The sequence below is a fragment of the Microbacterium sediminis genome (genome assembly GCF_004564075.1).
GTDB lineage: Bacteria > Actinomycetota > Actinomycetes > Actinomycetales > Microbacteriaceae > Microbacterium > Microbacterium sediminis.
The window spans coordinates 1,319,962-1,332,480 of the sequence record NZ_CP038256.1 but is presented as its reverse complement, the minus strand read 5'-3'; the positions used below and the strand labels follow the sequence as shown (position 1 = coordinate 1,332,480).

At 71.0% G+C, this 12,519-nt stretch carries 11 protein-coding genes and 2 tRNA genes; 3 read left to right on the top strand and 10 right to left on the bottom strand.

The window, feature by feature from the left end; all coding sequences use genetic code 11:
* The first annotated feature begins 31 nt into the window (after window positions 1-31).
* Window positions 32-2,074 carry a M3 family metallopeptidase gene (locus E3O41_RS06320; protein WP_067023077.1) on the top strand — a complete coding sequence of 681 codons (2,043 nt, stop codon included), beginning with the start codon at window positions 32-34 and terminating at the stop codon, window positions 2,072-2,074.
* A gap of 529 nt (window positions 2,075-2,603) precedes the next feature.
* Here the strand turns inward: E3O41_RS06320 and clpX are convergent.
* From clpX to E3O41_RS06305, 3 genes are all read right to left on the bottom strand, one after another.
* Window positions 2,604-3,875: an ATP-dependent Clp protease ATP-binding subunit ClpX gene (gene clpX, locus E3O41_RS06315; protein ID WP_067023074.1), complete on the bottom strand. Its 1,272-nt coding sequence runs from the start codon at window positions 3,873-3,875 to the stop codon at window positions 2,604-2,606.
* Between the two features lie 134 nt (window positions 3,876-4,009).
* Window positions 4,010-4,669 (bottom strand): ATP-dependent Clp protease proteolytic subunit, encoded by a 660-nt coding sequence (locus E3O41_RS06310; protein WP_067023071.1) that lies wholly within the window; start codon window positions 4,667-4,669, stop codon window positions 4,010-4,012.
* A gap of 28 nt (window positions 4,670-4,697) precedes the next feature.
* A complete protein-coding gene (locus tag E3O41_RS06305; RefSeq protein ID WP_083990792.1) occupies window positions 4,698-5,291 on the bottom strand; it encodes an ATP-dependent Clp protease proteolytic subunit in 594 nt (197 codons plus the stop codon).
* Between the two features lie 214 nt (window positions 5,292-5,505).
* Here E3O41_RS06305 and E3O41_RS06300 point away from each other — a divergent pair, with 214 nt between their 5' ends.
* The gene (locus tag E3O41_RS06300) at window positions 5,506-6,477 is read left to right on the top strand and encodes a TIGR03557 family F420-dependent LLM class oxidoreductase (protein WP_067023065.1); all 972 of its coding nucleotides are present in this window, start codon (window positions 5,506-5,508) and stop codon (window positions 6,475-6,477) included.
* Between the two features lie 57 nt (window positions 6,478-6,534).
* Here E3O41_RS06300 and tig read toward each other — a convergent pair whose 3' ends face one another.
* From tig to E3O41_RS06280, 4 genes are all read right to left on the bottom strand, one after another.
* Complete coding sequence (tig, locus tag E3O41_RS06295) at window positions 6,535-7,872, bottom strand: trigger factor (protein ID WP_067023061.1); 1,338 nt, start codon at window positions 7,870-7,872, stop codon at window positions 6,535-6,537.
* A 73-nt stretch (window positions 7,873-7,945) separates the two neighbouring features.
* A tRNA-Pro gene (locus E3O41_RS06290) sits at window positions 7,946-8,019 on the bottom strand.
* 102 nt (window positions 8,020-8,121) lie between these two features.
* Window positions 8,122-8,195, bottom strand: a tRNA-Gly gene (locus E3O41_RS06285).
* A 68-nt stretch (window positions 8,196-8,263) separates the two neighbouring features.
* Window positions 8,264-8,803, bottom strand: a complete 540-nt coding sequence (locus tag E3O41_RS06280) for a gamma carbonic anhydrase family protein (protein ID WP_067023058.1) — start codon at window positions 8,801-8,803, stop codon at window positions 8,264-8,266.
* A gap of 163 nt (window positions 8,804-8,966) precedes the next feature.
* On the opposite strand from E3O41_RS06280, the gene E3O41_RS06275 reads away from it, so the two are divergent.
* Window positions 8,967-9,449: a Dps family protein gene (locus E3O41_RS06275; protein WP_067023054.1), complete on the top strand. Its 483-nt coding sequence runs from the start codon at window positions 8,967-8,969 to the stop codon at window positions 9,447-9,449.
* 50 nt (window positions 9,450-9,499) lie between these two features.
* Here E3O41_RS06275 and E3O41_RS06270 read toward each other — a convergent pair whose 3' ends face one another.
* Genes E3O41_RS06270 through E3O41_RS06260 form a run of 3 tightly spaced genes read right to left on the bottom strand, consistent with a single transcriptional unit; the run spans window position 9,500 to window position 12,511 of the window.
* On the bottom strand, window positions 9,500-11,008 hold the full coding sequence (locus tag E3O41_RS06270; protein ID WP_099566253.1) for an amidohydrolase: 1,509 nt from the start codon (window positions 11,006-11,008) through the stop codon (window positions 9,500-9,502).
* An 8-nt stretch (window positions 11,009-11,016) separates the two neighbouring features.
* Window positions 11,017-12,033, bottom strand: coding sequence for an Fpg/Nei family DNA glycosylase (locus tag E3O41_RS06265; RefSeq protein ID WP_067023048.1), 1,017 nt, complete (start codon window positions 12,031-12,033; stop codon window positions 11,017-11,019).
* The gene (locus tag E3O41_RS06260) at window positions 12,026-12,511 is read right to left on the bottom strand and encodes a ribose-5-phosphate isomerase (RefSeq protein WP_067023045.1); all 486 of its coding nucleotides are present in this window, start codon (window positions 12,509-12,511) and stop codon (window positions 12,026-12,028) included. Before E3O41_RS06260 ends, E3O41_RS06265 begins: the two co-directional genes overlap by 8 nt.
* Window positions 12,512-12,519: the final 8 nt, after the last annotated feature.

The window sequence follows — 12,519 nt, the reverse complement described above, 5'->3', positions numbered from 1 at the left end:
GGGCGCGCGAGCGGGCACGTAGGCTGACGAGGTGACTGATCTCGAGTTCAATCCCCTGCTCGCCCCGTCGCCGCTCCCCTACGGGCTGCCCGACTACGCCGCCATCGAGCCGGGGCACTACCTGCCCGCCTTCGAGCGCGCGTTCGCGGAGCACCTCGACGAGATCGCGGCGATCACCGCGCAGGCCGACGAGCCCACCTTCGAGAACACGATGCTCGCGCTCGAGCGCTCGGGCCAGCTGCTCGACCGCGTGAGCCGCGCGTTCTACACGGTCAACTCCGCCCACGCGACGCCGGAGATCCAGGAGATCGGCGAGACCCTCGCCCCGCTGCGCGCCGCGCACGAGGACGCGATCCAGCTCAACGCCAAGCTGTTCGCGCGCATCGCGTCGCTGCACGAGCGGATCGACGAGCTCGGCCTCGACGCCGAGCAGCGCTACCTCGTCGAGCGCCGCTACTGCGAGATGCAGCACGCGGGCGCCGGCCTGGACGACGCGGCCAAGCAGCGCCTCACCGAGCTGAACACCCGCCTGTCGACGCTGACCACGCAGTTCGAGAAGAACCTGCTCGCCGACACCAACGAGCTCGCGCTCGTCGTGACGGATCCCGCCGAGCTCGACGGCCTCACCGAGGGCGAGATCTCCGCCGCGGCGCAGGCCGCCCAGGACCGCGGCATCGAGGGCTACCTCATCTCGCTCACCCTCTACACGGGCCACCCGTACCTCGCCTCGCTCACCCGCCGCGACGTCCGCGCGCGCCTGCTCGAGGCCTCGCGCTCGCGCGCCGCGCGCGGTAACGCGAACGACAACTCCGAGGTGCTGCTCGAGATCGTGCGGCTGCGCGCCGAGCGAGCGCGCCTGCTGGGCTACGCCAGCCACGCCGAGTACGTGACCTCGGATCAGACCGCCGGCTCGCCCGCCGCGGTCGAGGAGCGTCTGCGCCGCCTCGCCGCCCCGGCCGCCCGCAACGCCCGCCTCGAGAAGGCGGCGCTGGAGAAGATCGCCGGGGCGCCGATCGAGGCGCACGACTGGGCGTTCTACACCGAGAAGGTGCGTCAGGCGGAGTACGACCTCGACACCACGGCGCTGCGCCCCTGGTTCGAGGCCGAGCGCGTGCTGCAGGACGGCGTGTTCCACGCCGCCCACCTGGTCTACGGCCTCACCTTCCGCGAGCGGGCCGATCTGCCGTCGTACCACCCGGGCGTGCGCACCTTCGAGGTGTTCAACGAGGACGGCACCGCCCTGGGGCTGTACCTGCTCGACCTGTACACGCGCGACACCAAGCGCGGCGGCGCCTGGATGAACTCCATCGTCGTGCAGTCGGAGCTGCTGGGCGACCCGAAGCCCGTCGTCGTCAACAACCTCAACGTGCCGCAGCCGGCGGAGGGCGAGCCCACGCTGCTGACCCTCGACGAGGTCAACACGCTCTTCCACGAGTTCGGACACGCCCTGCACGGCCTGTTCGCGCGCGTGACGTACCCGCACTTCGGCGGCACGCAGGTGTACCGCGACTTCGTGGAGTTCCCGAGCCAGGTCAACGAGATGTGGATCCTCTGGCCCGAGATCGTCACGAACTACGCCGTGCACGTCGAGACGGGCGAGCCGCTGCCGGCCGAGGTGATCGAGCGCCTGCAGGCCTCCGCCGCGTTCAACGAGGGCTTCGCCACGAGCGAGTACCTCGCCGCGGCGTGGCTGGACCAGGCGTGGCACACCCTCACGGTCGAGGAGGCCGCCGCGGTCGACGACGTCGCGGCATTCGAGGCCGCGGCCCTCGCCGACATCGGCCTGAACGACCCTGCCGTGCCGACCCGCTACTCGTCCTGCTACTTCCAGCACATCTTCGCGGGCGGGTACAGCGCCGGCTACTACTCGTACATCTGGAGCGAGGTGCTCGACGCCGACACCGTCGAGTGGTTCCGCGAGAACGGCGGGCTGACCCGCGCGAACGGCGACCGCTTCCGCCGGCGCCTGCTCGGCGTGGGCGGATCGAAGGACCCGCTCGAGGCCTACCGCGACTTCCGCGGCCGCGACGCCGACATCGAGCCGCTCCTGAAGCGCCGCGGCCTCACCGGCTGACCCGCCGGTCGGGGGTTCAACCCCGAGGTCTCGACTCCGCGCCTTCGGCGCTGCGCTCGACCCGTCTCCGCTCCGCGGCTACGCCGCTCCGGTCGACGAGCCGTCACCACCCACGGCTCGTCGAGCGACCGAAGGGAGCCGAGACGGCTCGAGCGCGCGAAGCGAGTCGAGAGCACAGGCTTCAGCCCCGAGGCCTCGACTCCGCGCCTTCGGCGCTGCGCTCGACCCGTCTCCGCTCCGCGGCTCCGCCGCTCCGGTCGACGAGCCGTCACCACCCACGGCTCGTCGAGCGACCGAAGGGAGCCGAGACGGCTCGAGCGAGCAAAGCGAGTCGAGAGCACGGGGTTGAACCCCAGGGTCTCGACTCCGCGCCTTCGGCGATCCGCTCGACCCGTCTCCGCTCCGGCGCTTCGCGCCTCCGGTCGACGAGCCGCAACCACCCACCGCTCGTCGAGCGACCGCAGGGAGCCGAGACGGCTCGAGCGGAGCGCAGCGAAGTCGAGAGCAGCGCCGGGTGGGGCCCCTGCGGTCAGGCGGTCTTCTTGCGCTGGCGCAGCAGGCGGGTGGGCTCGGCGCCCTCCTCGACGGCGGCGCGCGTGACGATCACGGTCTCGACCTCGTCGTCCGAGGGGATCTCGAACATGATCGGGCCGAGCACGTCCTCGAGGATCGCGCGCAGGCCGCGGGCACCGGTCTTGCGCTCGACGGCGAGGTCGGCGATGGCGCGCAGCGCGTCGTCCTCGAACTCGAGCTCGACGCCGTCGAGGGCGAACATGTGCTGGTACTGCTTGACCAGCGCGTTGCGCGGCTTGGTGAGGATCTCCATGAGGGCGTCCTGATCCAGCGGGTTCACCGAGGCCACCACGGGCAGGCGGCCGATGAACTCCGGGATGAGGCCGAACTTGTGCAGGTCTTCCGGCAGCACCTCGCTGAAGAGCGTGTTGTCCTGCGTCTTGTCGTGCAGCGGGGCGCCGAAGCCGACACCGTGCTTGCCCACGCGCGCCGAGATGATGTCCTCGAGCCCGGCGAACGCGCCGGCGACGATGAACAGCACGTTCGTCGTGTCGATCTGGATGAACTCCTGATGCGGGTGCTTGCGCCCGCCCTGCGGCGGCACCGAGGCGACGGTGCCCTCGAGGATCTTCAGGAGCGCCTGCTGCACGCCCTCGCCGGAGACGTCGCGGGTGATCGACGGATTCTCGGCCTTGCGGGCGATCTTGTCGACCTCGTCGATGTAGATGATGCCCGTCTCGGCGCGCTTGACGTCGTAGTCGGCCGCCTGCAGGAGCTTCAGCAGGATGTTCTCGACGTCCTCGCCGACGTAGCCGGCCTCGGTGAGGGCGGTCGCGTCGGCCACGGCGAACGGCACGTTCAGGCGCTTGGCGAGCGTCTGCGCCAGGTATGTCTTGCCGCAGCCGGTGGGGCCGAGCATGAGGATGTTCGACTTGGCGACCTCGACGTCATCGGCCTTCTGCTCGGCCGGCTTGAGCTCGCCGCGGGCGCGCACCCGCTTGTAGTGGTTGTAGACCGCGACGGACAGGGCGCGCTTGGCGTCCTCCTGGCCGATCACGTACTCCTCGAGGAAGTGGAAGATCTCGCGCGGCTTGGGCAGATCGAAGTCGGCCGTCTCACCGCTGGGCGAGGCCTCGGCCATCCGCTCCTCGATGATCTCGTTGCACAGCTCGACGCACTCGTCGCAGATGTACACGCCGGGGCCGGCGATCAGCTGCTGCACCTGCTTCTGGCTCTTGCCACAGAAGGAGCACTTGAACAGGTCGGCGCTCTCACCGATGCGAGCCATGAGTCCTCCTGATGATCCAGCGGGATAGTCCCGAGCCTAATCGTTGCCACCGACACCGTCTCGGCGCCACACGCCTCTTCGATATCCGGTCGATAACGAAGGCCCCGGCGGATCGCCGGGGCCTTCGCCCTGAGTCACTTCGTCAGCGGGGTCCGCTTGCGAGTGGTGAGCACCTGGTCGACGAGGCCGTACTCGACGGCCTCGGTCGCCCCGAGGATCTTGTCGCGATCGATGTCCTTGTTCACCTGCTCGACCGAGCGGTTGGAGTGCCTCGAGAGCGTCTCCTCGAGCCACGTGCGCATGCGCAGGATCTCGGCCGCCTGGATCTCGATGTCCGAGGCCTGACCGTGGCCGGCCTCCCCCACGGCGGGCTGGTGGATGAGGATGCGCGCGTTGGGCAGCGCCAGGCGCTTCCCGGGCGCACCCGCCGCGAGCAGCACGGCGGCGGCCGAGGCCGCCTGGCCGAGCACGACGGTCTGGATCTGCGGCGAGATGTACTGCATCGTGTCGTAGATCGCCGTCATGGCCGTGAACGAGCCGCCGGGCGAGTTGATGTACATGATGATGTCGCGGTCGGGGTCCTGGCTCTCGAGCACGAGGAGCTGGGCCATGACGTCATCGGCCGATGCGTCGTCGACCTGCACGCCGAGGAAGATCACGCGGTCCTCGAAGAGCTTGTTGTACGGGTCCTGGCGCTTGTAGCCGTAGGCCGTGCGCTCCTCGAACTGGGGCAGGATGTAGCGGCTCGAGGGCACCTGGAAGCCCTGCGGCGTGGAGGTGTAGGGGGTGTGCATCTCTCCTGTTGTCCTTGTCTCTCTCGCCTCAGTCCGCGTCGCGGTCGGTGCCGCCGGCGCCGATGACGTCCTGAGCGTGCTCGCGGATGTGGTCGACGAAGCCGTACTCGAGGGCCTCCTCGGCCGTGAACCAGCGGTCGCGGTCACCGTCGGCGTTGATCTGCTCGACCGTCTTGCCGGTCTGCGCCGCGGTGATCTGCGCGAGGCGGTTCTTCATCGACACGATCAGCTCGGCCTGCGTCTGGATGTCGCTCGCCGTGCCGCCGAAGCCGCCGTGCGGCTGGTGCAGGAGCACGCGGGCGTTCGGCGTGATGTAGCGCTTGCCCTTCGTGCCGCTGGTGAGCAGCAGCTGACCCATCGACGCGGCCATGCCGATGCCGACGGTGACGATGTCGTTCGGCACGAACTGCATCGTGTCGTAGATCGCCATGCCGGCGGTGATCGATCCGCCGGGCGAGTTGATGTAGAGGTAGATGTCCCTGTTCGGGTCTTCGGCGGCGAGCAGCAGGATCTTGGCGCAGATCTCGTTCGCGTTGTCGTCGCGCACCTCCGAGCCAAGCCAGATGATGCGGTCCTTCAGCAGCCGGTCGAAGACACTCTGTGCCATCAGCGGTTCGGGCATTCTCACTCCATTCGATGGTGCGTCGATACGACACTACCGGCGGCGTTCCGCACCCCCGGCCGTGTTCGCCGTGGGCATAGGCGCGTGTCCGGCGCCGCCGCGTAGCACGGTGCGCGGCGGCTTCCAACCCCTCGCGCGCGAAGGCCGGGCGGCCTAGCGTGGCTGCCGACGGCCGTCGCGCCGCGGCCGCTCATCCGCAACGAGAGAGGTGACCATGACGCGATTCGGATACACCCTGATGACCGAGCAGAGCGGACCCCGGCAGCTGGTGGGCTACGCGGTCGACGCGGAGCGGGCCGGGTTCGACTTCGAGGTGATGAGCGATCACTACTCCCCCTGGCTGGCCTCTCAGGGGCACTCGCCCTATGCGTGGGCGGTGCTGGGCGCGGTCGCCCACGCCACCGAGCGCGTGGATCTGGCCACCTACGTGACCTGCCCCACCATGCGGTACCACCCCGTCGTCGTCGCGCAGAAGGCCGCGACCGTGCAGCTGCTCTCCGAGGGCCGCTTCACGCTCGGGCTCGGCGCCGGGGAGAACCTCAACGAGCACGTCGTCGGCGAGCGGTGGCCGGCGGTCGACGAGCGGCACGACATGCTCGAGGAGGCGGTCCTGCTCATCCGGGAGCTCCTCACCGGCGACCTCATCACGTGGCAGGGCGATCACTTCCGCGCCGACTCGGCGCGCGTGTGGGACGCGCCGGAGGGCGGCGTGCCGATCGGCATCGCCGTGTCGGGACCGAAGTCGCTCGAGCGGTTCGCCCCGCTCGGCGATCACCTCATCACGACCAGCCCCGAGGCGGCGCTCGTCGACGGCTGGCGGGAGCGCACCTCGCAGCCCGAGCCGCGATCGATCGGCCAGGTGCCGATCTGCTGGGCGCCCGACGCGGACGAGGCGGTCGCGCTCGCGCACGAGGAGTTCCGCTGGTTCGGCGGCGCGTGGCACGTCAACTCCGACCTGCCCACGCCGGCCGGGTTCACCCAGGCGACGCAGTACGTGCGCCCGGAGGACGTCGCCGGCTCGATCGCGTGCGGCCCCGACCTCGACGCGCTGGCCGAGAGCGTGCGGCCGTTCGTGGACGCGGGCTTCACCGACATCGCGATCGTGCAGGTCGGCGATCGCCATCAGCAGCGCTTCCTCGACGAGGTCGCCGAGCCGCTGCTCGAGCGGCTGCGCGCGCTCGGCTGACGCCGAGCACGACGAAGGGGCGGGCGCTCACGGCGCCCGCCCCTTGTATCGGAGTGCTTACTCGGCCTTCTCGGCCTCGTTCTCCTCGGTCTCGTCCTCGTCCACGGCCGCCTCGTCCTCGGTGAGGGCGAAGTCCGACACGTCGACCGGCGCGCCATTGGTGTCGACGACCTCGGCCTTGCCGAGCACGATCGACAGGGCCTTGTTGCGGGCGACGTCACCCATCAGCGCGGGCAGCTGGCCGCCCTGCTGGATGGCCTGGATGAAGTCCTGCGGGGCCATGCCGTACTGGCCGGCCGACTGCAGCAGGTACTGCGTGAACTCGTCCTGCGAGACCTTGACGTCGAGCTTCTCCGCGATCGCGTCGAGCAGGATCTGCGTGCGGAACTGCTTCTCGCTGGCCTCGGTCACCTCGGCGCGGTGCTGGTCGTCGTCGAGGCGGTTCTCCTGCTCGAGGTGACGGTGCACCTCGTCCTCGACGAGCGAGGCGGGAACCGGGATCTCGACGGCGGCGAGGAGGTCCTCGACGAGCTTGTCGCGCGCGGCCGACGCCTGCGTGAACGCGCCGCGGGTCTTCGTCTGCTCGGCCAGGCTCTCGCGCAGCTCGGCGATCGTGTCGAACTCGCTCGCCATCTGGGCGAAGTCGTCGTCGGCCTCGGGCAGCTCGCGTTCCTTGACGGCCTTGACGGTGACCGAGACCTCGGCCTCCTCGCCGGCGTGCTCGCCGCCCACCAGGGTGGACTTGAACGTGGTCGCCTCACCGGCGGTGAGCGACTCGATCGCCTCGTCGGTGCCCTCGAGCAGCTCGCCCGAGCCGAGCTCGTACGAGACGCCCTCGGCGCGGTCGATCTCGGCGCCGTCGATCGTGGCGACGAGGTCGAGCTCCACGAAGTCGCCCTTGGCGGCGGGACGGTCGACCGTCACGAGCGTGCCGAAGCGCGAGCGCAGGCGCTCGAGCTCCTCGTCGACCTTGGCCTCGTCGACCTCGATGGCCTCGACCTCGACCTTGAGGCCCTCGAGCGAGGGGACCTCGAACTCGGGGCGCACGTCGGTCTCGATCTCGACGACGAGGTCGCCCGAGTAGTCCTTCTCGCTGGGCCACTCGATGATCTCGGCCGAGGGGCGGCCGAGCACCTTGAGGTCGTTCTCGGCGACCGCCTGGCGGTAGAAGGTGTCGAGCCCCTCGTTGACCGCGTGCTCCATGACCGCGGGGCGGCCGATGCGCTGGTCGATGATCGGCGCCGGCACCTTGCCCTTGCGGAAGCCGGGGATCTGCACGTCCTGTGCGATGTGCTCGTAGGCGTGCTGGATGCTCGGCTTGAGCTCCTCGGGGCTGACCGTGATGTGCAGCTTCACCCGCGTCGGGCTGAGCTTCTCGACGGTGCTGTTGACCATGCTGGTTGCTTCTCCTCGTGACGGACCCACGCGCGGACCGCACGGGGGCTTCAGGTCTGTTGGGCCGTTTTCGTCGGGGCGACAGGATTTGAACCTGCGACTTCCCGCTCCCAAAGCGGGCGCTCTACCAAGCTGAGCTACGCCCCGGGTGGTCCCGCGGAGCGGGAGTGCGAAACGGCCCCATCGAGTCTAGCCGACGCGGCCGAGAGCCGCGGGACGGCGAGTCGGCCCGAGGCGCGGAGAGGACTGTGGAGGGGATGACGGGAATCGAACCCGCGTGACCAGTTTGGAAGACTGGGGCTCTACCATTGAGCTACATCCCCGGACTGCCGGGCAGCGCGTTCGAGTCTAGCCGACGCGCACGCCGGCACCGAACCGGGCGCCTCCCGGATCAGCCCCGCTCCTCCGCCCGCGCGTGTCGCGCCGCGTGATCGAGATACCGGCGGGCGTTGTCATGCAGCCCGGCGATCTCGTCGTCGGTGAGCTCCCGCCGTACCTTGCCCGGCACGCCCGCCACGAGCGAACGCGGCGGCACGACGGTGCCCTCCAGCACGACCGCGCCGGCCGCCACGAGGCTGCTCTCGCCGATCGCCGCGCCCGAGAGCACGACGGCGCCCATGCCGATGAGCGATCCGTCGCCGATCGCGCAGCCGTGCACGACGGCGTTGTGCCCGATCGACACGTCCTCGCCGATCACCGCGGGGTGACCGCCGTCGACGTGGATCGACACGTTGTCCTGCACGTTGCTGCGCGCCCCGATCCGGATCGCGTTGACGTCCCCGCGCACGACGGCGTTGTACCAGATGCTCGCCCGCTCGCCCACGGCGACGTCGCCGATCACGCGCGCGCCGTCGACGAGAAGGGCACTCGGGTCGATCGAGGGTGTCGCACCGGGCAGGGCGAGCACGGAGGCTCCGTTCGCGATGGTCATGCGTTCATGGTGTCACGGGATAAGGACAGGCTTGCTTTGCCCTGATCACGGGCAGATAAGCCCAGCCTTCGCTTGCTTGCGGAATGCCCCGCGCTGCGGCACGGTTGAAGACATCAGAGGGATTCGGACGACGGATTCCGCTCGCACACCACCGGGAGGCACCATGAGCAAGCTCACCATCCAGGCCACCGCCGCCGACCCGACCGTCGCCGCCGCCGCGTCGCAGTTCCTCGCGCCGATCGTGCTGGGTCTGCAGGCCCTCACCGTCAACGGCAAGCAGGCGCACTGGCACGTCCGCGGCGCCAACTTCATCGGCGTCCACGAGTTCCTCGACACGCTCGTCGCGCACGCCGGCGGTTGGGCCGACGAGGCCGCCGAGCGCATCATCGCGCTGGGCCTGCCCATCGACGCGCGCCTGCAGACGATCGCCGACAAGACGCCCGCCACCGCCGTGGGCGCCGGCTTCGAGCAGTCCGCCGACGTCATCGCGAAGGTCGTCGCCGACATCGACGCGATCCTCGCCGACCTGCAGGCCGCGATCGACGGCCTCGACGAGATCGACCTGACCAGCCAGGACGTCGCGATCGGCATCAAGGCCGGCCTCGAGAAGGACCGCTGGTTCCTCGTGGCGCACGTCGCCGAGTAAGCCTCCTCGCGCGATGCCCCGGGCCGTCTCGGCTCGGGGCATCGTCGCGTTCAGGCCAGGTGCGTCAGGCGCCCGCCGAGCAGCGTCGCGTGCACGGGCATGGCGCGCAGCGCCTCGCGATCGGCGGCGAGCGGGTCGTGCGCCACGACGGCCAGGTCGGCCGGCGCCCCCGGTTCGATCGTCTGCGGGTCGCCGGAGCCGCCTGCGGTCGAGGCCGCGAGGGCCGTGCGCGCGTCGAGCGCCTGCTCCGGGTGCCACGGCGCGCGGTCGTCGTCGGTGCGGAACACCGCCGCCGCCATCGCGCCCCAGGGGTCCAGCGGCGCCACCGGCGCGTCGGAGCCGAGCAGGATGTCGACCCCGGCGTCGCGGAACGACCGCAGCGGGTACGGCGTGGCGCGGTGGGCGCCCCAGTACCGATCCGTCAGCTCGCGGTCGTCGAGGGCGTGCTGCGGCTGCACGCTGGCGGAGACGCCGAGGTGCGCGAACCGCTGCACGTCGGCGGCTGCGACCAGCTGCGCGTGCTCGATACGCCCCGGCACCCCGGCGCGCGCGAAGGCGTCGAGCGCGGCCGCGTTGGTGCGGTCCCCGATCGCGTGGATGGTCGTGGCGATGCCGGCCGCGGCGGCCCGGACGACGAGCTCCACCATGCGCTCGGGCGCGACGTTGTGCCCGCCGTGGTGATGCGGGTGGCCGTCGTACGGATCGGTCGTCCACGCCGTGCGCGTGCCGAGCGAGCCGTCGGCGAGCACCTTGAGCATGCCGACCCGGATGAGGTCCGAGCCGGCGAGCGGGGCGCCCGTCTCGAGACCCTCGCCGATCGCGGTCTCGAGACGATCGGGGTAGACGTCGGTGTAGACGCGCAGGGCATCCCAGCCCGCCGCGGCGCGGCGGCGCCAGGCCGGAAGCTCCCAGCCGAACTCGAGATCCCACACGCCCACGACCCCGCGGGCCGCCGCCGCGTCAGCCGCCGCCCGCACCGCCCGATCGGCGGTGGCATCGGAGACCTGGTTGACGACGCTGATCATGCGGAACGCGTCGTCCTCGCGCAGAATGCCCGATGCCGTCGGCTCGAGGCCCTCGCGGCGGAACGCGGCGGCGTTCATCCACACGGCGTGCGAGTCGGCCGCCAGCAGGTACGTCGGCACATCGCCCGTGGCCGCGTCGAGGGCGGCGCGCGACGCGGCCTCGCTCCACAGCCCGTCACGCCACCGCTGCAGCACGCGGCGCCCGTCGTCGGACGCGGGCTGGGCGGCGGCGAGGGCCGCGGCCTCGGTCGGAGAGGCCGCGTGCTCCACCGAGGCGCGCGACTGCGCGAGCGCCCACTGCAGCAGGTGCACGTGGTGGTCCCACAGGCCCGGCACGAGCCAGGCCCCCTCCGCGTCGAGCACGGCGCCGCGGCGCACCGCATTGCCCGCCGGGGCGATGTCGAGGATCCGCCCCTCGCGCAGGAACACGTCGTAAAGGGCCGCCGGCTCCACCAGCGCGAGCGGCATGAGCTCGCGCCCCTCCCCCGCGATCCGCACGTTGGCGATGACATCGACGACGGATCCGCGTTCCATCTCGCTCCTCATCTCTGGCAGCCGGGGCACCAGTACAGCTTGCGGGCCTGCATCTCCTCGAGCGCGATCTCGGTGCCGCACACGCGGCACGGCAGGCCGGCGCGGTGGTAGACCCAGTGACGGTCGTCGCGGCTGGCCATGGCCCTGCGCCAGGCCTCGCCCTCCAGGCCGTCCATCGTCATCATCTGCCCGGTCTCGACGCCGATGCGCAGCAGCGCGTCCCAGTCGCGCCAGAGCCCGCGCAGCGTCTCCTCCGGGATGACCTTGCCCGGCGTGTGCGGGTCCAGTCCGGCACGGAACAGCAGCTCCGCGCGGTAGACATTGCCGATGCCGCTGACCACGGCCTGATCCATCAGGAGCTGGCCGATCGCCACGTTGCGGCGCCGCACGGCGCGGACGAAGCGCTCCTCGTTCTCGGCGGGGTCGCCCACGAGCGGATCAGGGCCCAGGCGATCGATGACCGCCTGCACCTGCTCCCCCGTCTCGACGACGCACGCGGTCGGTCCGCGCAGATCGGCGCACGTGGCATCGGTCAGCAGCCGCAGCCGCACCTGCCCCACCACCGGCGGCGGCCACTCGGCGTCGGGCGCCGCGAGGCCGTCGGCCTCGTCGAGGCCCTTGGTCTGCTCCGACATGCGCACATGCACGCGCGTCTTGCGCGGGGCACCGATCGACGTGAGCGAGTTCTCGCCCGCGTCGTCGTAGATCGGCTCGTCGAGCACGGTGCCGCGCTGGTTGGTCTGCCCCATCCGGCCGTTGGCCGACGCGATCGTCGGGTCGACGAGGATCTCGCCGGCGAAGTCCCACGCGCCGTACAGGCCGAGGTGCACGCGCAACCACAGGTCGCCCTCGAACGCGAGGAACATCTGCTTGCCGACCGCCCGCGCCCGCGTCGGCTCGCGCCCGTCGAGCAGCGCCGCGCCCTCGGCGAAGCGCCCCTGCGGGCTCGAGGCGCGCACGCGCCGCCCGACGAAGTTGCGCGAGAACTGCCGGGCGATGCGGTGGACGGAGTGGCCCTCAGGCACGGGGATCCGGGAGGAGCGTGCCGTCGTTCTCGAAGTCGGCGATCTGGCCGATGCGGCGCACGTGGCGCTCCTCGCCCGTGAACGGCGTGGCGATGAAGCGCTCGATGAACTCGACGACGTCGTCGAACGTGTGCTGTCGGGCGCCGATCGCGATCACGTTGGCGTCGTTGTGCTCGCGGGCGAGCTCCGCGGTGGCGATGCTCCACACCAGCGCGGCGCGGACGCCCCTGACCTTGTTCGCGGCGATCTGCTCGCCGTTGCCGGATCCGCCGAACACGACGCCGAGCGCGTCGACCCCGGCCTCCTGATCGGCGACGACCGCCTGGGCGGCCCGGATGCAGAACGCCGGGTAGTCGTCGAGGGGGTCGTACGTGACCGGCCCGTGATCGATCACCTCGTGGCCCTGCCCGGCCAGGTGGTGCTGCAGCTGCGTGGAGAACTCGAGTCCCGCGTGGTCGGTCGCGATGTGGATCCGCATGTCTCGAT